This is a genomic window from Kineococcus rugosus (assembly GCF_050871975.1).
Lineage (GTDB): Bacteria > Actinomycetota > Actinomycetes > Actinomycetales > Kineococcaceae > Kineococcus.
Genome location: NZ_JBJLSJ010000023.1, coordinates 59681 through 78099, shown reverse-complemented (window position 1 = coordinate 78099; position 18419 = coordinate 59681). Strand labels below are relative to the sequence as shown.

Below are 18419 nucleotides of genomic sequence, written 5' to 3'. Positions count from 1 at the left end.
GCGACGCCCGCCTGACCCCCCCGCCCCGCTCAAACGTGGCCCCGGCCCGCCCCCGCGGGCCGGCCCGGTCCCCGTTCGTTAGGTTCGGTCCATGAACCTCGAACGCCCCCTGGCCCCCGAGCCGTACTCCCTGCTGCCGACCGTCCCGGCCTTCGCGCTGCACTCCACCGACGTGACGTCGGGCGAGCCGATGGCCGAGCAGCACGCGTCCGGGAACGTCTCCCCCCAGCTGTCCTGGGACGGCTTCCCGGAGGGCACGAAGAGCTTCCTGGTCAACTGCTTCGACCCCGACGCCCCGACCCCGGCCGGGTTCTGGCACTGGACCCTCGTGGACGTGCCGGCGACCGTGACGAGCCTGCCCACCGGCGCCGGGTCGCAGCCGGCCCCGGCCGGCGCGACGGTGCTGCGCAACGACCTCGGCACCGCCGACTTCACCGGCGCGGCCCCGCCGCCCGGTGACCACCCGCACCGGTACGTCTTCGCCGTCCACGCCCTCGACGTCGAGAGCCTGGGCCTGCCCGCGGACGCGACCCCGACCGTGGCGGCGTTCACGTCGCTGGGGCACGTCCTGGCGCGGGCCACCCTCAGCCCCGTCTACTCCCGGTGAACCCGCAGGCCGCGGCGGGGAACCTCGAGCTGCTGCCCGCGGCCGAGCACCCCGACCTGCTGCCCGACCCCGTCCGCGCGGCGCTGCCCGCCGGCGCGTGGGTCGCCGCGATCGACCCGGACCTGGCCGACACCCAGGCGCTGGTCGAGGCCACCGGCGCCCCGCTGGACGCCTCGGCGAACTGCGTCCTGGTCGCCGGCCGGCGCGACGGCGAGGAGCGCGTCGCGGCGTGCGTGGTGCTCGCCGACACCCGCGCCGACGTCAACGGCGCGGTGCGCCGGGCGCTGGGGGTCCGCAAGGCGTCGTTCCTGCCGGTGGAGCGGGCGGTGGCCGAGTCGGGCATGGAGTTCGGCGGCATCACGCCCGTGGGGCTGCCCGCGTCCTGGCGGCTGCTGGTCGACACCCGCGTCGCGCGGGCCGACTGGGTGCTCATCGGGTCGGGCCTGCGCCGGTCCAAGCTCGTCGTGCGCGGCGCCGACGTGGCGGCCCTGCCCGGTGCGGAGGTCGTCGACCTGCACCTGCCCGCCCCGACGACGGCACCGTGATCGTCCGGGGCCCGCGACCGGCCGCGGACGTGTGGGCCGACTACGCCGTCATCGGCCGCTGGCCGTCGTGGGCCCCGCACATGACGGGCGTCGAGGCCGACCGCGAGCGCCTCGCGGCCGGGGTCACCGGGCACGTCCGCTGCGGGCCGGTGCGGCTGCCGTTCACCGTGACGGCCGTGGACGAGGACGCGATGACGTGGACGTGGCGGGTCGCGGGGATCGGGATGCGGCACGGGGTGCGCGCGGTGCCGGGCGGGTCGGTCACGACGTTCCACGCCCCGCCGCTGCTGCTGCCGTACCTGCCGGTGGCGCGGGTCGCGCTGCGCCGCCTGGTCTCAGGCCGCCGACAGGAGCCGGGACACCGCCTCGACCGGTGAGCGTTCCCCCCGCAGCACGGCGACGACGTCGCGCACGAACGGCAGGTCGGGGTCGCGGCGCAGCAGCGCGGGCGCGGTGGCGACGCCCTCGGCGGTCCCGCCGGCGCGCGCCACCGCGGCCTCCAGCGGCAGCCGCTCCCCCAGCGCCACCCCGACGCGGTGGTTGCGCGAGAGGGTGGAGGTGCTGGTGGCGACCAGGTCCCCCGCCCCGGCCAGCCCGAGGAACGTCTCGGTCCGCGCGCCGAGCCGCGCGCCGAGGGCCGCCATCTCGCTCAGCCCGAGGGTCAGGACGGCCGCGCGGGCGTTCGCGCCGAGCCCGGCGCCCTCGACCATCCCGACGGCGAGCGCCACGACGTTCTTGAACGCGCCCGCGACGTCGACGCCGACGACGTCGGTGACGGGGTGGGCGTGGAAGGCCGGGGTGGTGAACGCGTCGCAGGCGCGCTGGGCGACGGCGGGGTCGGTGCCGGCGATCACGGTGGCGGCGGGCTGGCCGCGGGCGATCTCGGCGGCGAGGTTCGGGCCGGACAGGACCAGCACGTGCTCGTGCGGCAGGACGTCGCGGGCGATCTCGGTGCCGAACTCCCCGGTGGTGGCCTCGACGCCCTTGGCGAGGTTCACCACCGGCACCGGCGGCAGGTCCGCGCTCCACCCGGTGAGCCGGGACCGCAACTGCTGCAACGGGACCGCGAGCACCACGAGGGACGCGCCGTCCACCACGGCGTGCACGTCGGAACTGGCCGCGACGTGGGCGGGCAGCCGCACCCCGGGCAGGTAGGCGGGGTTGCGGCCCGTGGCGCGGATCTCCTCGGCCAGCTCGGGGCGCCGGCACCACAGCCCGACGCTGGTGGCGTTGACGGCGAGGACACCGGCGACGGCCGTTCCCCACGCACCGGAACCGAGGACCGCGACGTGCACGTCGGCCACGTTACGCCCGCCGGGTCTGCCACAGCGCCACGGCGCTGGCGGCGGCGACGTTGAGGCTGTCGACGCGGGGGTCCATCGGGATGCGCACGACGACGTCGGCGGCGGTCAGGGCCTTGCGGCTGAGCCCGTCGCCCTCGGTGCCCAGCAGGAACGCCAGCCGGTCGGGGGCGGCGAACTCCCCCAGGGCCACGGAGTCGTCCGACAGCGCCAGCGCGGCGACGGTGAACCCCGCGGCGCGCAGCAGGTCCAGGTCGGCGGGCCAGGACGTGGCCCGCGCCCACGGCAGGTGCAGGACGGTGCCCATGGAGACCCGCACGCTGCGCCGGTACAGCGGGTCGGCGCAGCGGGGGCTGACGACGACGCCGTCGACGCCGAACGCGGCGACCGAGCGCACGATCGCGCCGACGTTCGTGGCGTCGGCGATGTCCTCGAGCACCACGAGGCGGGCCGGGCCGGGGGGCAGCGCGGCGAGCAGGTCCGCGATGCTGCGGGGTGCGGGGCGGGCGAAGGAGCCCAGCGCCCCGCGGTGCAGGTCGACCCCGGTGAGCGCCTCGACGACCGCGGCCGGGGCCACGAAGGCGGGGACGTCGGCGGGCAGGACGTCGGCGAGCTCGCCGTAGCGGTGCGCCGAGACCAGGAACGAGCGCGGGGCGTACCCCTGTTCCAGCGCGCGCCGGATCACCTCGACGCTCTCGGCCAGGAACAGCCCCTCGGCCGGTTCGCGGCGGGTGCGCAGCTGCACGTCCCGCAGGGAGGTGTAGTCGCGCAGGTGACCCGCGTGCTGCGGGTCGGTGAGGTCGTCGAGGTCGATCCGCGGCACCGGGGGAGGCTACCCGAGCGGGTCCTGCGCCCACGGGTCCAGGCAGGCGACGCCCAAGGGCGCGAAGTGCCTCGTGTTCCGGGTCACCACCGTCATGCCGCGGGCCTGGGCGACGGCGGCGATCAGCGCGTCGTCGAAGGGGGCGTGCTCGGGGACGCGGTACCCGGCCAGGAGCCGGGCGGCGGCCAGGTCGAACGGGAGGACGCGGTCGTCGAACGCGGGCAGGACGTGCTGCTCGAACCAGCGGCGCAGGACCTCGCCCTGCGCGGCGTCGGACCGCTCCTTCGCCACGACGCCCCGTTCGATCTCGGCGACGGTGGTGGCGGCGACGTACTGGTCGCCCAGGGCGATCGACCGGGACCAGTCCTCGACCGCGGGGTTGCGCCCGCGGACGCGCAGCGCGGAGACCACGTTCGTGTCCAGCACGTACTTCACAGCTCGGGCGTCCGCGGGCGGAGTCCCAGTCGCTCGGGCTCGAACTCGACGTCGGCCCCCTCGTCCACGGTGAGCAGGTCCACGAGGGTGGCCGGTTCGCGCGAGATGCTCCGGGCGAGGATCTCGCGGACCTCGGCCTCGAGGGACCGGCCGTGCCGCTGGGCTCGCGCCTTGAGCGCGCCCTTCGTCCCGGCGGGGAGGTTGCGCACCACGATCTGCTCCACGACGACCACACCCTCCGACAGCGATATCACTTCAACGATATCAACCAGAGTTCCAGTCGTCACCCCTCGGGCGACGGGCCCCGGTCAGCGGACGACGACGGAGCGCGGCTGCTCGGGCAGGGCGCGGGTCTCCAGGGCGGGCAGGTCGATGACGTCGCTGACGTCGGGGCTGGGGCGGCCCAGCAGGAAGCCCTGCGCGGAGTCGCACCCGAGGCGCTTGAGCGCGGCGAGCTGCTCGGAGGACTCCACGCCCTCGGCCACGACGCCGACGCCCATGTTCTTGGCCATGCCGATGATCCCGGCGACGACGGCCTCGTCCTGGCGGTGCCGGCCCAGCCCGGCGATGAAGTGCCGGTCCACCTTGACGTGGTCGATGGGCATGGTCTGCAGGTGGGCCAGCGAGGAGACCCCGGCGCCGAAGTCGTCGACGGCGACCCGCACACCCATCATCCGCAGGGCGTGCAGCGTGGAGAACCCGGCGTTGGCGTCGGCGACGAGCAGTTCCTCGCTGACCTCGACGAGCAGCGCGTTGCCCGCCGGGCCGGTGGGCTGGGTGGCCGCGACGGCGTCCAGCAGCTCGGCGTTGGCCAGCTGCCGGCGCGAGACGTTCACGGCGATGGTCAGGTGGCAGTCCTCGATGGTGGCGTACCAGTGCTCCAGCGTCCGCCAGGCCTGGTCGATGACCCACTTGCCGATGTCGACGATGAGGCCGCTGCGCTCGGCCAGCGGCACGAAGTCCGCCGGCTGCAGCAGGCCCCGGCGCGGGTGCTGCCAGCGCAGCAGCGCCTCCACGCCCTGCACGTGGCCGTCGCGCAGGTCGATGATCGGCTGGTAGTGCAGCCGCAGCTGCCCCTCGGCGAGCGCGAGGGCGAGGTCGTCCTCGGTCTGCAGGCGGTCCACGGCCTGGGCCTGCATGCGCTCGTCGAACAGCTCCGAGCGGGCCTTGCCGCTCTCCTTGGCGCGGTATAGCGCGGCGTCGGCGCGGCGCAGCAGCTTGGAGGCGTCGGCCTCGTCGTGGGCCAGGGCGATCCCGACGCTGGGGGTGATGTTCAGCTTCTTGCCCTCGCCGAACTCGATGGGCCGGTCGGCGATGGAGTTCACGACGCGCTCGGCGATGCGGGAGGCGTTCAGCTCGTCGGTCAGGTCCTCGCACAGCACGGCGAACTCGTCGCCGCCGAAGCGGGCGACGGTGTCCTCGGGGCGGACCGCGGCCCGCAGCCGGTGGGAGACCTCGACGAGGACGACGTCGCCGACGGCGTGCCCGTGGGTGTCGTTGACGGTCTTGAACCCGTCGAGGTCGAGGTACAGCACGGCGCAGGCCTTGGAGCTGCGCCGGGCCAGGGCGTGCTGGAGGCGGTCGGTGAACAGCTGCCGGTTGCCGAGGTCGGTGAGGGGGTCGTGCAGGGCCTGGCGCAGGGCGGCGTCGAGGGCCTCCTGGCGGTGCCGGCCCTCCAGGTCGAGCCGGTCGGCGGACTGCAGGGCCAGCAGCAGCAGGAGCAGGGAGGAGAACACGCCGCCGACGAGGGTGGCGATCAGCACGTCCAGGGTCGGGCCGTCGGAGTAGGCGACCTGCCAGAGCGCGACGACGCCCACGACCACGAACGGGGAGAACACCGCCCACGGGACGACGCGCGTGCGCACGTCGTCGCCCGCCTGGTGCCGGGCCGACCAGGGCCAGCGGCTCATGCCGGGCTCCTCCCCTCGGATAACTGCTCATGGTCACGGTTCAACCACGTTCTGTCTACTTCACCCGTCCGGGCGCGTCCTGCCGGGACACACCGGCGGGCCCGCACCTCACCCGATCGGCCGAGCCGGGGACGCGGTCAGCGCTCCAGCGGGGCGTACCGCTGCTCGGGGCGCCCGGTGGCGCCGTAGCGCAGCCGCAGCGCCAGCCGCCCCTCACCGTCGAGGGCGGCGAGGTGGCGCTGCGCGGTGGCCCGCGAGATGCCGGTGGCCGCGGCCACCTCCGCCGCCGACAGCGGCTCGGCCGCCTCGGTGAGCGCGCGCAGCACCAGGTCGCGGGTGGCCCCGGCGGCGACGCTGGCCGCCCGGCCCGCGCCCGCCTCGGCGTGCAGGGCCCGCAGCGCGGCGTCGGCGAGGTCCTGGTCCAGCGGCTGCCCCTGGCCGGCCGCCGTCGCCAGCACCCGCCGGAACCGGGCGTAGGAGCGCAACCGGCTGTGCAGCAACGCCTCCCCGAACGGCTTGACCAGGTAGCCGGCCGCCCCGGCCCGCACCGCGCGGCGGAACGTCTCGGGCTCGCCGGCCGCGGTGAGGACGAACGCGTCGGCGTCGGTGAGCTCGCGCAGCAGGTCCAGCCCCGACCCGTCGGGCAGGTACACGTCGAGCAGGACCAGGTCCACCGGGGCGCCGGCGGCCCGCGCGCGGCTCAGCGCGACGCGGGCCTGCGCCAGGCTGCCGGCGGTCCCGGCGACCTCGAACCCGGCCACGGCCGCCACGTACCCGGCGTGCAGCGAGGCCACCCGGAAGTCGTCGTCGACGACGAGCACGGTGGGCATCAGCGGACCTCCCCGGTCGCGGGCTCGGCGGTGGACCCGGCGGTGGACCCGGCGTGGCGGGCGGGCGTCAGCGCCCCGGGCAGGCGCACCACGAAGACGGCCCCGCCCAGCGGCCCCGGCGGCCCGTCGGCCAGCCACGCCTCACCCCCGCGGGCCCGCGCGACCTGCCGCACCAGCCCCAGGCCGATGCCCTGCCCCTGCGCGCGGGTCGTCACCCCCGTCTCGAAGACGGCGTCGCGGACCTCCGGCGGCACACCGGGCCCGGAGTCGGCGACGGCCAGCACGAGGTCGGTGCCGTCCTGCACGAGGTCCACCTCCACGCGGCCGTCCTCCCGCGCCCCGGCGGTGGCCGCGGTCACCGCGTTGTCGACGAGGTTGCCCAGGACGGTGGTGACGTCGACGGGGTCGGTGACCCGGCCGGTGACCGCGACGTCCCCCAGGACCAGCTCCACCCGGCGCTCGCGGGCGTGGGCGGCCTTGGCGGCCAGGAAGGCCTGCAGGTACGGGTCGGCCACCGCGTCCAGGCCCTCCACGCGCGAGCCCAGCGGCCCGGTCGCCAGCAGCGTCCGCACGTACCCGCCGGCCTCCTCGGTGCGCCCGGTCTCCAGCAGCCCCGAGACCAGGTGCAGCCGGTTGGCGAACTCGTGCCGCTGGGCGCGCAGCACCTCCCCGACGGCGCGGACGGCGTCGAGCTGGCGGGTCAGCAGCTCCACGTCGGTGCGGTCGGCGACGGTGACGACGTGCCCCAGCAGCCGCCCGTCCCGCTCGACGCGCCGCGCCGACAGCAGCAGGGCCCGCTCCCCCACCACGACCAGCCGCGGCGCCGCGCCGGGGGCGCGCACCGCCTCGCGCACCACGTCGGGCAGCCCGGGCAGGTCGGCCAGCGGGCGCCCGGCGGGCAGGTCACCGCCCAGCAGCCGCCGCGCCTCGTCGTTGGCCAGCACCAGCCGCCCGCCGGGGTCGACCGAGACGACCCCCTCGGCGATGCCGTGCAGGACGGCCTCGTGCCCCTGCAGCAGCGCGCCGATCTCCTCCGGCTCCAAGCCGTGGGTCAGGCGGCGCAGCCGGCGCGCCAGCACCGCCGCGCCGCCCAGGCCCACGACCAGGGCGCCGCCGGCGACGGCCAGGGCGGGCAGGAGCGCCTCCCGGGCCCGGTCGGCGACGGTGCCGGCACCCACCCCGACGCTGACCTCGCCGACGACGCGGTCGGAGTCCAGGGCCCGCACCGGGACCTTCGCCCGGGCCGAGGCGCCCAGGGTGCCGACCTCGTCGGTGACGACCTCGAACCCGGCCAGGGCGCGGGTGGGGTCGGTGCTGACCCGGGCGCCCAGCAGCGCGGGGTCGGGGTGGGCCAGCCGCAGCCCCCGGTCGTCGGTGACGACGACGAACAGCGCCCCCGTGCGGCGGCGGACGTCCTCGGCCTCGGCCTGCACGACCCCGCCGGCCAGGTCGGCCGCCGCGGCCGGCGGGGCGTCGCTGGCGGCGGTGACGGCGGCGCGCACCGCGTCGTCCTCGGCGACGGTCCGGGCCACGTCCAGGCTGCGGGCCCGGGACTCCTCCACGGCCTGCTGCCGCAGCAGCAGCAGCGACCCGCCGCACCCGACGGCGAGCACCACGGCGACCAGGAGCAGCAGCACGGCGAGGACCTGACGGCTGAACGACCACGTCCGGGGATCCACCGCGGCACCGTAGTCCCTCCCGGCCGCGGTGAGCACAACGTGCACAACACGCGGAACGCGCGGCGGCGAGCGCAAGGCGCGCAACCCCGCGCCGGGCTCCCGCCCTGCCTAGCGTGACGGGCGTCACCTGACCCCAGCAGACGGAGCAACGATGCTTGTCGCCCTCGGTTTCGGCATGGTCGCCGTGTTCATGGCGCTCATCCTCACCCGACGCCTCACCCCCGTCGTGGCCCTCATCCTCGTCCCGCTCGTGTTCGCCGTCCTGGCCGGCAGCGGTGCCGGCGTCGGCGACGCGGTCATGGACCAGGTGGGCGAGTTCGCCCCCACCGCCGCGCTGCTGTTCTTCGCGATCGTCTACTTCGGGCTGATGATCGACGTCGGGCTGTTCGACCCGCTCATCCGGTTCATCCTGCGCATCTGCGGGAACTCCCCGGTGCGCGTCGTCGTGGGCTCGGCCGTCCTGGCCGCCCTGGTCTCCCTAGACGGGGACGGGTCGACGACGTTCATCATCACCGTCTCGGCCATGCTGCCGCTGTACCTGCGGCTGGGGTTGTCGCCCGTGGTGCTGACCGTCGTGGCGAACCTGGCCGCCGGGGTCATGAACATCATCCCCTGGGGCGGCCCGACCGTGCGGGCGGCGACCGCCCTGGGCGTCTCGCCCTCGGAGCTGTTCAACCCGATGGTCCCGAGCATGCTCGCCGGCATGGTCGCGGTGATCGCCATGGCGTGGCTGCTGGGCCTGTCGGAGAAGCGCCGGCTGGAACGGGGCGGGATCGAGTTCGCCCTGGCCACCGAGCGGGTCCGGGACCGGGAACTGGCCGGGACCGGCGGTCGCGGCGGGAACGCGCGGTCCACCGGTCCCGGCGGCGCGGCGGGTGCCGCCGGGGCCACGGCCGCCGGCGGTTCCAGTGGTTCCGGTGGTTCCGGTGACGAGGACGGGATGACCCGCGGTGCCCTCGACCCCACCCGGCCCACCCTGCGCCCCAGGCTGATCTGGTTCAACGCCGCCCTCACCGTCGCGCTGCTGGTCCTGCTGGGGATGGACGTCGTCCCGCTGCCGTTCCTGTTCATGGTGGCCTCGGCGCTGGCGCTGCTGGTGAACTTCCCCAACCCCGCCCAGCAGGTCGAGCGGATCAAGGAGCACTCCTCCAGCATCGTCGCGGTGGTCTCCATGGTGTTCGCCGCCGCGGTCCTGACCGCCGTCCTGTCCAGCTCCGGCATGGACACCGCGATGGCGACCTGGCTCGTCGACGTGGTGCCCGACGCGTGGGGCCCGCACCTGGCCGTCATCACCGGCGTGCTGAGCATGCCGCTGACGTTCTTCCTGTCCAACGACGCCTTCTACTTCGGGGTCCTGCCGATCCTGTCGCAGGCCGCCGCGGAGTACGGGATCGCCCCGGTCGAGATGGCCCGGGCCTCCATCGTGGGCCAGCCGGTGCACTTCACCTCCCCGCTGGTCCCGGCGATGCTGCTGCTCATCTCCCTCGCCAAGGTCGACCTCGCCGACCACCACCGCAAGGTCATCTGGCGCTCGGTCGTCCTGTCCCTCGTGATGCTCGCCGCGGCCGTCGCCACCGGCGTCGTCCCCCTCGGCTGAAACCGGAGAAACCCGTGGACGAGAACCCCCGGAACGAGAACCCCGTGGACGAGAACCCCGTGAACCCCGGGAGCGTGGTGGTCGCCGTGACCGACCGCCCCGAGGGGGCCGCGGCCCTGGCCTGGGCGGTGGAACGTGCCCGGACCCTCGGGGTGCGGCTGGACGCCGTGCCGCTCACCTCCGACGCCCCCTCCAGCCCCGTGCACACCTCCCAGCAGGTGCGGCGCTCGGTCGAGGACGGGGCCCGCCGGGCGGGGGTCCCGGCCCGGCTGCACGACCCGGACCCCGACGTCGCCGAGCAGCTCATCGCCCTCAGCGGCGCCGGCGCCGACGTGGTCGTCCTGCCCGTGCGGCAGCGCTCGGCGACGATGAAGTTCCTGCTGGGCAGCATCGCCCAGCGCGTCATCGGCGAGGCCGCCTGCCCGGTGGTGACCGTCCGGGCCTGACCGCCCCCGGACGGCCCGCCCCGGGCTCACCCGTCCGGCCCAGCGGACGGGCACCGCCGTCACGCACGCGGGACGCGCCGCGTTCGGCCGGGTGGTGGACACCCCCTCCACCCGGCCCGCCGGGCGGCCGACCACCCCACCGTGACGTCTCGGGGGGAACACCGGCCGGAGCGGCCCCGCGGCCGCGCCGCGGCCGTCCTCGTCGTCGCCGCGGTCCTCGCGGTGCTGGGCCTGACGCCCGCGGCGCACGCCGCCGGCCCGGCCGTCCCGGGCTACACCGAGACCGTCGTCGCCGACAACACCGGCCTCGCCGGCGGCGACCCGCTCGCCTTCGACGGCATCGTCGACGTCGCCGTCGACAGCCTCGGGAACACCTACGTCTCCGACCGGGGCCGCCACGTCGTCTTGCGGATCGACCCGGCGGGCGAGCGGACCGTCGTCGCCGGGACCGGGCGCAGCTCCACCACCGGCACGGACGGCCCGGCCCTGCAGGTCGACCTCGGCGAGCCCTACGGCCTGGCCGTCGACGCCGACGACCACCTCTACGTCGCCGACCGCACCCAGCACCGCGTCGTGCGGATCACCCCCCAGGGGCAGCTCACGACGGTCGCCGGCGACGGCACCAGCAGCAAGGTCGGCGGTGCCCTCGTCGGGCCGCTCACCGGGCCCGCCGCGCGGTCGCCGCTGAACCCGATCGAGGTCGCCGTCGGCCCGGACGGGACCGTGTACGCCGTCGACGAGGACGCCTCGGCCGTCGTCGCCGTCCGCGGCGGGGACCTGCGCGTCGTGGCGGGCACCGCCGCCGTCAACGCCGCGATCGGCGTCAGCGGCCGCCCCCTCGACGGCCCGCGCGGGCTGGTCGTGCGCGCCGACGGGAGCCTGCTGGTCAGCAACAAGAACAGCCACGAGGTCGTCTCGATCCGCGGCGGGGTGTCCACCACCGTCGCCGGCGGCCGCCACGGCCCGGTCGTGGAGGGCCCGGCCACCGCCAGCGGCATGAAGTACCCCGAACGGATCGCCCTCGACGCGCAGGGCAACCTCTACGTCGCCGACGCCGGCAACGACACCATCGACGTCGTCGACTCCGACGCCTCGATCCGGGCCCTGCCGGTGACCCTCGACGAGCCCACCGGGGTCGCCGTCGCCGCCGACGGCAGCGTCCTCATCGTCGACCAGTACAACCGGCGGGTTCTGCGGTGGTCCCCCACCCAGCGCCCCGCCATCGACGCCGTCGCCCTGACCGCGGACGTGGGCGCCTCGGCCCGCGCCGACCTCACCGGCACCGACACCCGCACCTGGAGCCTCGTCGGCGCCGTCCCGGCGGGCCTCACCCTCACCGGCAGCACCCTGACCTGGACCCCGCCGCGCGCCGGGGCGAGCAGCGCGACCGTCCAGACCTGCGCCTGGCTCTCGCGGGCCTGCGCGCGCCGCGTCGTGCCCCTCACCGGGACCGCCCTGCCGCCCGGGGCCCCCCGGGACGTGACCGCGGACCTCGCCGGCCGGACCGCCACCGCCACCTGGCGGGCGCCGGAGTCCGACGGGGGCGCGGACGTCGTCGACTACGCGGTCACCGTGACCGACGAGGCGACCGGGACGACGGTCACGACCGTCGTGGCCGCGACGACGACGGTCCTCGGTCCCCTGCTCCCCGGCCACCGGTACGCCGTGCGCGTCGCGGCCCGCACGAGCGCGGGCACCGGGGCCGCGTCCTCCCCGGTGGCCGTGGACGTGCCGGCCCCGCCGGCGCCCAGGCAGCCCGTCACCGCGCCCGTCACCGCCCCGGTCCCGAGCCCCAGCGCACCGGTCACCGTCCCCACGCCCACGCCCACGCCCACGCCCACGCCCACGCCCACGCCCAGCGCACCGGTCGCCGCACCGGCGCCGGAGCCCCCCGCCGTCCCCGCGGACCCCGCCCCGTCCGCACCGCCGTCCCCGGCCCCACCGGCCGTCGCGCCCCCGGCGCCGGCCCCCGTCGCGGGCCCGGCCCCCACCACGGGCCCGGTCCCCGTCGCGGTCCCCGCGCGGCCGACGGCGGCCGCGGTCGCCCGCCCCACCGCCCCGGCCCGGCCCGCGGACCGCGCCGCGAGCCCCCCGGCGAGTGCCCCCACGAACCCCCCCACGAGCTCCCCGGCGCCGCAGCCCGCCCCGGCGGCGGCGGGTGCGCCCGCGGCCCCGGCGCCGTCCCCGGACGCGACCCCGCCCGCGACGCCGCCCACGACCCCGGCCCCGACCCCGGCCCCTGCTCCGCCCGCCGCACCGTCCCGCCCCCTGCTGGACCGCCTCCCCGAGGCGCTGGCCGCCCCGGTGCGCGCCCTGGCCACGGTCGGCGTCGCGGTCGTCCGCCACGCCGAGTACCCCTCCGCGGTGCTGGCCCTGGCCGGGTTCTTCCTGCTGGTCCAGCGCCGCATCGACCGCGACGACCCGAAGCTCGCGCTGGCCCCGGTCGTCCCCGACGACCGGGTGCCCTTCGAACCCCTCGACCCGCAGCGCCCGGAGGTGCCGACGTGGTGAACCCCGGTGGTGACGCCACCTTCGTCCCGCTGTCGGACCGGGTGCGCTGGACGGCGGTCCTGCGCCTGCTGCTCGTCGTCACGGCGGCCGTCCTGTGGTGGTCCGGCGACCGCGACCCCGCCACGGCGCGGCTGCTCGCCGCCGTCGGCGCGGGTCACCTGCTGCTGACCGGCGCCCTGCTGCTGGCCCGGGCGGGCCGGTCGGCGACCCGGGCCGGGCTGGACGCCGGTCTGCTGCTGGACAGCGTCGCGCTCGTCGTCGGCGTCCACGCCCTCGGGGGCGTGCAGGCCCCGGCGGCGGCGCTGTTCGCCCTGCACGCGGCGGGCACCACGCTGCTCACCTCCTTCCGCACCGGGGTGAAGGTCGCGGGCGCCCACACGGTGGCCGTGCTCTGCCTCGTGCAGGCCGAGGCCACCGGCGTCCTGGCCGGCGGCCCCGACGCGGGGGCGTTCCCGGGGGGCTTCACGGGGTTCACGGCGCTGCTGTGGGCCACGACCCTGGGCACGGCGACCTTCGCGGCCGTGAACGAGCGGGAGCTGCGCCGCCGCCGGCACGACGCCGAGGTGCTGCACCGGCTGCTGGCCGACCTCGTCGGGGTCGGCGACCGCGCCCGGGTGGCCTCGCGGCTGGCCCGCTTCGCCCGGGAGGAGCTGCCGGCGGAGCGGGCGCTGGTGGTCCTGACCGGGGAGGGGGACCGGTCGGGCGAGGACGTCGCGCTGGTCCCCGCCCGGGAGGTCGACGAGGTGCTGCGGCGCGCCGGGCAGGAGGCCCGGCCGGTGCTGGTCGACGCGCTGGACCCGGCCCGCGACCCGTGGCTGGCCCGCCGGTGGCCGCGGGCGCGCGGGGTGGTCGTCGTCCCGCTGCCGCCGGAGGCCGGGCGCGGCTGGCTGGTGGCCGATCTCGGCGACGCGCGGCAGGCGGTCCGGGCGCGGGGTCTGGAGCGGCGGGCCCTGCGGGCGCTGGAGCAGGCGGTGTCGCACGCGGCGCTGGCCCTGTCGCGCGCGGAGGCGCTGGAGGCGCTGCGGCGGGCGGCGACGCTGGACGGGCTGACCGGGGTGGCGAACCGGCGCACCCTCGACGAGGCCCTGGCCCGGGCGGTCGCCGACGACGGCGCGGCGCCGCTGTCGGTGGCGCTGCTGGACGTCGACCACTTCAAGGCGGTCAACGACCGCCACGGGCACCAGGCCGGCGACGAGGTGCTGCGGGCGGTCGCCGCGGCGGCGGCCTCGGTGGTGCGCGAGGGCGACCTCGTCGCCCGCTACGGCGGGGAGGAGTTCGCGGTGCTGCTGCCGCGGACGACGCCCGCGCAGGCGCAGGTCCTGGTGGAGCGGCTGCGCGCCGCCGTCGCGGCGAGCAGCGACCCGCGGGTCACGTGCAGCGCCGGCATCGCCGGTGCCGACGCGGGCGCGGGCGCCGCGGACGTCCTGGCCGCGGCCGACCGCGCGCTCTACGCGGCGAAGGCCGCCGGCCGGGACCGCAGCGTGGTCAGCCCAGGTGCAGCCGCACGGGCCGGCGCGGCAGCGGCGGGACGGCCGGGAACCCCCGGCGCCCCGGGGTGACCCGCCCCAGCACCCGCTCCCCGTCCGCGCCGGTGCAGCTGGGCACGTTGCCGGGCAGGCCGTGCAGGGTCGCCCACCCCAGCAGCGCGAAGGCCACGGCCTCCTTGTCGTCGGCGGGGCAGCCGAGGTCGTCGGAGCGGGTGACCTCCACGCCCGGCAGGTGGCGGGCGATCGCGGCGAGCAGCACCGGGTTGCGGACGCCGCCGCCGGAGGCGACCACGCGCGTCACGCCGGCCGGGGCCAGCGCCGCGGCCACCGTGCGGGCGGTCAGCTCGGTGAGGGTGGCCACGAGGTCGGCCGTCGCCACCCGGCGCCCGGCGAGGACGCCGGTGACGTGGCCGAGGTGGAACAGCTCCTTGCCGCAGGTCTTGGGCGCCGGCCGCGCGTAGTAGGGGTCGGCGAGGAACCGGGCCAGCAGCCCGTCGTCGACCCGGCCCGCGGCGGCGAGGCGGCCGTCGCGGTCGAAGGCGTCGGGGTGGGCGGGGTCGGCGGCCACGACGGCGTCGACGAGCGCGTTGGCGGGGCCGGTGTCCCAGGCCCGCGGCGCGGCGCCGGGCGCGCAGACGGTCACGTTGGCGATCCCGCCGAGGTTGAGGGCCGCGACCGTCTCCCCGCGGTCGGTGGACGGCGCGAGCAGCAGCCGGTCCAGCAGCGGCACCAGCGGTGCGCCCTGACCGCCGGCGGCCACGTCGGCCGTGCGCAGGTCCGACACGACCGGCACCCCGGTGGCCTCGGCGATCCACGCCGGCTGCCCCAGCTGCAGGGTCCCGCGCACCGACCCGTCCTGCACCCAGTGGAAGACGGTCTGCCCGTGCGAGCAGACGGCGTCGAACCCCTCGGCGACGGACGCGGCGGCCGCGGCGAACTCCTGCCCGACCCGGACGTCGAGGGCGCACACCCGGGCCAGGTCGACCCGGCCCGGGGGCAGGGCGGCGACGAGGTCGGCGCGCAGGGCCGCGGAGTACGGGACGGTGCGGTGCTCCCCGAGCCGGGCGTGCAGCACGTCGCCGTCGGGGGTGAACTCGACGACGGCCAGGTCGATGCCGTCGTGGGAGGTCCCCGACACCATCCCCAGGACGCGCACGCTCACCGCCCCGTCAGCCGGCGCCGGTCGTCGGCGTCGCGGGCGGTGGCTCCGGCGGCGTCGAGGGCCTCCAGCAGCGGCACCGCCACCCGGCGCGAGGTGCCCAGCGCGCGGCGGGCCTCGCTCATCGAGAACGGTTGCGGCACGGCGCTCAGCGCCCGCACCGCGAGCGCCCGGTACCCGGGGGCCAGGACGACGCCCTCGGCGACGCGCTCCAGCCGGCCCGCGCGGACCGCCGCGGCCAGCTCGGGGCGCCCCAGGCGCAGTTCCCGCAGGCGCTCGGTGTCGGGCGCGGCGAACGGGTCGCGCCGCAGGTCGGCCAGGACGAGGGCGACGGAGCGCTCCACCGCGGCGGGCAGGTCGTCGGTGCGTTCCACGACCCGCCCGCCGGAGACCCGCAGCGGGGGCGCGACGAGCGCCTCGACGAGTTCCAGCGCGGGCAGCCCGAGGGCGCGCCGGGCCTGCTCCAGCGTCGGCCCGGGGTGCAGGGGGTCGGTGGCGCCGAACCCGGCGACCAGGGCCCGCAGCCGCTCGGCGCGCCCGGCCCAGAACCCCGGGTCGGCGTACCAGTCGCCCGCGACGGGCGTGCCGGCCGGGTCGACCCCCATCGCCCGCAGGTGCCGGCCGCTGACCAGCCGCCGCCGGCGCAGCTCGTCGGTCGCGTCCGGGACGCCGGTCGCGCCGGCGAGGTCGGCGGCGCGGGCGGCCGCGGCCCCGCGCCGGCGCAGCGGGGGCGGGTCCACGTCGAGGGCGGTGGCCGCGCCCAGGACGACGTGGCGGGCCGGGTCGCGCAGCAGCAGCCGGTCGCCCACCCGCAGCGGCAGCGCGGTGCGCAGCCGCAGGCGCAGCAGCGGGTCCGGCCCCTCCCCGCCCAGCGGCCGGACGTGGGCGGGGACGGCGGCCGACCCCAGGTGCGCGACGAGCTGCGCGGGAACGGGTCCGGGGTCCGGTCCGGGGTCCGGTCCGGCGGCGAGCCGGACGTCCACCACGTCGGTGTCGCGGTGCGTGCCGGGGGTCAGCAGGGCGTCACCGCGCCCGACGTCGCGCCGGTCCACGCCGCGCAGGTTCAGCGCCACCCGGGCCACGGCCTCGACGCGGGGGACGTCGCGCTCCAGGGACTGCACGCCGCGGACGTGGACGGTCCGCTCCCCCAGCCGCAGCTCGTCGCCCACGGCCACCCGCCCCGCCGACAGCGTCCCGGTGACGACGGTGCCGGCGCCGGTGACGGTGAAGCTGCGGTCGACCCAGAACCGCACGGGCGCGGCGAGGTCGGGGGCCGGGACCCGCGCCAGGACCTGCACCAGGGTGCGGCGCACCTCGTCCAGGCCGGCGCCGGTCACGGCGCTGCACGCGACGGCCGGGACGTCCCCGAGGCTGCTGGCGCGCAGCTCGGCCAGCGCGCGCTCGCGCGCGGGGGCGGGGTCGGCGAGGTCGGCGCGGGTCACGACGAGCAGCCCGTGCCGCACGCCGAGGGCGTCGAGGGCGGCCAGGTGCTCGGCGGACTGCGGCATCCACCCGCCGTCGGCGGCGACGACGAACACCGCCACCGGCACCGGCCCGACCCCGGCGAGCATGGTGGGCACGAACCGCTCGTGCCCGGGGACGTCGACGAACGCGACCGGCCCGGCCCCGGGCAGGTCCGTCCACGCGAACCCGAGGTCCAGGGTCAGCCCGCGCCGCTTCTCCTCGGCGTAGCGGTCGGGGTCGCGGCCGGTGAGGGCGCGCACGAGGGTCGACTTGCCGTGGTCGACGTGCCCGGCGGTGGCGACGACGTGCATCAGCGGGCCCCGCCGACGGCCGCGACCGCGTCGGCGACGGCGACGGCGACCTGCGCGTCGGCGTCGTCGGGGACCGTGCGCAGGTCCAGCAGCAGCCGCCCGCCCTCGACGCGCCCGGCCACCGGCCGGGTCCCGGTGCGCAGCGGCACGGCGAGCTCGGCCGGCAGCGACAGCACCCACGACGGCAGGTCCACCCCGGGGGCCCCGCCCCCGCCGACGACCGCCGCCGAAGGTTCCACCCGCACGTCGGACCCGTTGTCCCGCAACCTGTCCGCCACAGCCTCGGTGCGCCGGCGCAGCGCGTCGAGGTCGGCGTGCACGGCGTCGCGGGTCGGGTTGGGCGCCGAGCGCAGCGTCGCCTCCAGGGCGGCGAGGGTGAGCTTGTCGACCCGCAGCGCCCGCGCCAGCGGGTGCCGCCGCAGCCGTTCCACCAGGTCCGCCTCTCCCAGCAGCAACCCCGCCTGCGGGCCGCCGAGGAGCTTGTCGCCGGAGGCGGTGACGAGGTCGGCGCCGTCGCGCAGCGCGCTCGCCGCGTCCGGTTCGGCCGGCAGCGCCGGGTCGGGGGCGAGCAGGCCGGAGCCGATGTCGACGACCACGGGGACCCCGAGGCCGCGCAGCTCCCCCGGTCCTACGCCCGCGGTGAACCCGGTGACGACGAAGTTCGACGGGTGGACCTTCAGCACGAACCCGGTGCCGGGGCCGACCGCGTCGCGGTAGTCGGCGAGCGAGGTCCGGTTCGTGGTCCCGACCTCCCGCAGCCGCGCCCCGGTGGAGGCCAGCAGGTCCGGCAGCCGGAACCCGTCGCCGATCTCGACGAGCTCGCCGCGGCTGACGACGATCTCCCGGCCCGCGGCCAGGGCCGTGGCGGCCAGCACGAGCGCGGCGGCGCCGTTGTTGACGACGTGCACGTCCCCGGCGCCGGGGACCGCGGCCCGCAGCGCGGCGAGGGTGCCGCGCCCGCGGCGGGCCCGGCGGCCGGTGACCAGGTCCATCTCGACGTCGGTGGCGCCGGCGGCGGTGACGACCGCCTCGACCGCCGCGGCGGACAGCTGCGCCCGCCCCAGGTTGGTGTGCAGGACCGCCCCGGTGGCGTTGAGCACCCGGCGCAGCGTCGTCCCGGCCGGCGGCAGCGCGGCCAGCACGAGGTCCACGGCGTCCGCGGCGGGCACCTCACCGGCGCGCACGCGCTGCTGGACGGTGCGCACGACCTCCTTGACGGCGTCGCGGCCGCGGTCGCGCACGGCGTCGGCCAGCCGCGGGTCGCCGAGGACGGCGTCGGTGCGGGGGACGGTCCGGCGGGGGTCGGGCTGCACG

The 18419-nt window shown here is 77.7% G+C and carries 17 protein-coding genes; 7 read left to right on the top strand and 10 right to left on the bottom strand.

The window, feature by feature from the left end:
- Positions 1 to 91 precede the first annotated feature (91 nt).
- The 3 genes from ACRYM6_RS14480 to ACRYM6_RS14470 are packed head-to-tail and all read left to right on the top strand — an operon-like array spanning position 92 to position 1529.
- Positions 92 to 607: a YbhB/YbcL family Raf kinase inhibitor-like protein gene (locus ACRYM6_RS14480; RefSeq protein WP_432543586.1), complete on the top strand. Its 516-nt coding sequence runs from the start codon at positions 92 to 94 to the stop codon at positions 605 to 607.
- On the top strand, positions 604 to 1152 hold the full coding sequence (locus ACRYM6_RS14475) for a YbaK/EbsC family protein (RefSeq protein WP_432543585.1): 549 nt from the start codon (positions 604 to 606) through the stop codon (positions 1150 to 1152). The genes ACRYM6_RS14480 and ACRYM6_RS14475 overlap by 4 nt, the downstream gene beginning before the upstream one ends.
- Complete coding sequence (locus tag ACRYM6_RS14470; protein WP_432543584.1) at positions 1149 to 1529, top strand: SRPBCC family protein; 381 nt, start codon at positions 1149 to 1151, stop codon at positions 1527 to 1529. The genes ACRYM6_RS14475 and ACRYM6_RS14470 overlap by 4 nt, the downstream gene beginning before the upstream one ends.
- On the opposite strand, the gene ACRYM6_RS14465 is transcribed toward ACRYM6_RS14470, so the two are convergent.
- The 7 genes from ACRYM6_RS14465 to ACRYM6_RS14435 all read right to left on the bottom strand — a co-directional run bounded on the left by ACRYM6_RS14465 (position 1488) and on the right by ACRYM6_RS14435 (position 8130).
- Positions 1488 to 2447, bottom strand: coding sequence for an NAD(P)H-dependent glycerol-3-phosphate dehydrogenase (locus ACRYM6_RS14465; RefSeq protein ID WP_432543583.1), 960 nt, complete (start codon positions 2445 to 2447; stop codon positions 1488 to 1490). The genes ACRYM6_RS14470 and ACRYM6_RS14465 overlap by 42 nt on opposite strands.
- Positions 2448 to 2457: 10 nt before the next feature.
- Positions 2458 to 3276, bottom strand: coding sequence for a TrmH family RNA methyltransferase (locus ACRYM6_RS14460; RefSeq protein ID WP_432543582.1), 819 nt, complete (start codon positions 3274 to 3276; stop codon positions 2458 to 2460).
- 9 nt (positions 3277 to 3285) lie between these two features.
- A complete protein-coding gene (locus tag ACRYM6_RS14455) occupies positions 3286 to 3711 on the bottom strand; it encodes a type II toxin-antitoxin system VapC family toxin (protein ID WP_432543581.1) in 426 nt (141 codons plus the stop codon).
- The gene (locus ACRYM6_RS14450) at positions 3708 to 3935 is read right to left on the bottom strand and encodes a FitA-like ribbon-helix-helix domain-containing protein (RefSeq protein ID WP_432543589.1); all 228 of its coding nucleotides are present in this window, start codon (positions 3933 to 3935) and stop codon (positions 3708 to 3710) included. Before ACRYM6_RS14450 ends, ACRYM6_RS14455 begins: the two co-directional genes overlap by 4 nt.
- Positions 3936 to 4019: 84 nt before the next feature.
- Complete coding sequence (locus ACRYM6_RS14445; RefSeq protein WP_432543580.1) at positions 4020 to 5621, bottom strand: putative bifunctional diguanylate cyclase/phosphodiesterase; 1602 nt, start codon at positions 5619 to 5621, stop codon at positions 4020 to 4022.
- Between the two features lie 137 nt (positions 5622 to 5758).
- Complete coding sequence (locus ACRYM6_RS14440; RefSeq protein WP_432543579.1) at positions 5759 to 6451, bottom strand: response regulator; 693 nt, start codon at positions 6449 to 6451, stop codon at positions 5759 to 5761.
- Positions 6451 to 8130 carry a sensor histidine kinase gene (locus tag ACRYM6_RS14435; RefSeq protein ID WP_432543578.1) on the bottom strand — a complete coding sequence of 560 codons (1680 nt, stop codon included), beginning with the start codon at positions 8128 to 8130 and terminating at the stop codon, positions 6451 to 6453. The genes ACRYM6_RS14440 and ACRYM6_RS14435 overlap by 1 nt, the downstream gene beginning before the upstream one ends.
- 151 nt (positions 8131 to 8281) lie before the next feature.
- On the opposite strand from ACRYM6_RS14435, the gene ACRYM6_RS14430 reads away from it, so the two are divergent.
- From ACRYM6_RS14430 to ACRYM6_RS14415, 4 genes are all read left to right on the top strand, one after another.
- On the top strand, positions 8282 to 9727 hold the full coding sequence (locus ACRYM6_RS14430; protein WP_432543577.1) for a CitMHS family transporter: 1446 nt from the start codon (positions 8282 to 8284) through the stop codon (positions 9725 to 9727).
- Between the two features lie 14 nt (positions 9728 to 9741).
- Positions 9742 to 10173 carry a universal stress protein gene (locus tag ACRYM6_RS14425; protein ID WP_432543576.1) on the top strand — a complete coding sequence of 144 codons (432 nt, stop codon included), beginning with the start codon at positions 9742 to 9744 and terminating at the stop codon, positions 10171 to 10173.
- Positions 10174 to 10314: 141 nt separating this feature from the next.
- On the top strand, positions 10315 to 12684 hold the full coding sequence (locus tag ACRYM6_RS14420) for a fibronectin type III domain-containing protein (RefSeq protein WP_432543575.1): 2370 nt from the start codon (positions 10315 to 10317) through the stop codon (positions 12682 to 12684).
- Positions 12678 to 14243: a GGDEF domain-containing protein gene (locus ACRYM6_RS14415; RefSeq protein WP_432543574.1), complete on the top strand. Its 1566-nt coding sequence runs from the start codon at positions 12678 to 12680 to the stop codon at positions 14241 to 14243. Before ACRYM6_RS14420 ends, ACRYM6_RS14415 begins: the two co-directional genes overlap by 7 nt.
- On the opposite strand, the gene ACRYM6_RS14410 is transcribed toward ACRYM6_RS14415, so the two are convergent.
- The 3 genes from ACRYM6_RS14410 to selA are packed head-to-tail and all read right to left on the bottom strand — an operon-like array spanning position 14170 to position 18418.
- Positions 14170 to 15333 carry an anhydro-N-acetylmuramic acid kinase gene (locus ACRYM6_RS14410; RefSeq protein WP_432543573.1) on the bottom strand — a complete coding sequence of 388 codons (1164 nt, stop codon included), beginning with the start codon at positions 15331 to 15333 and terminating at the stop codon, positions 14170 to 14172. The two genes, ACRYM6_RS14415 and ACRYM6_RS14410, sit on opposite strands and share 74 nt — an antisense overlap.
- Positions 15330 to 17105: a selenocysteine-specific translation elongation factor gene (selB, locus tag ACRYM6_RS14405; RefSeq protein WP_432543572.1), complete on the bottom strand. Its 1776-nt coding sequence runs from the start codon at positions 17103 to 17105 to the stop codon at positions 15330 to 15332. The genes ACRYM6_RS14410 and selB overlap by 4 nt, the downstream gene beginning before the upstream one ends.
- A complete protein-coding gene (selA, locus tag ACRYM6_RS14400; protein WP_432543571.1) occupies positions 17105 to 18418 on the bottom strand; it encodes an L-seryl-tRNA(Sec) selenium transferase in 1314 nt (437 codons plus the stop codon). Before selA ends, selB begins: the two co-directional genes overlap by 1 nt.
- Position 18419: the final 1 nt, after the last annotated feature.

Excerpts from the sequence above, each read along its gene's own strand:
- ACRYM6_RS14480 (WP_432543586.1), top strand. The coding sequence starts at position 92 with ATGAACCTCGAACGCCCCCTGGCCCCCGAGCCGTACTCCCTGCTGCCG.
- ACRYM6_RS14440 (WP_432543579.1), bottom strand. The coding sequence starts at position 6,451 with ATGCCCACCGTGCTCGTCGTCGACGACGACTTCCGGGTGGCCTCGCTG.
- selB (WP_432543572.1), bottom strand. The coding sequence starts at position 17,105 with ATGCACGTCGTCGCCACCGCCGGGCACGTCGACCACGGCAAGTCGACC.
- ACRYM6_RS14445 (WP_432543580.1), bottom strand. The coding sequence starts at position 5,621 with ATGAGCCGCTGGCCCTGGTCGGCCCGGCACCAGGCGGGCGACGACGTG.
- ACRYM6_RS14430 (WP_432543577.1), top strand. The coding sequence starts at position 8,282 with ATGCTTGTCGCCCTCGGTTTCGGCATGGTCGCCGTGTTCATGGCGCTC.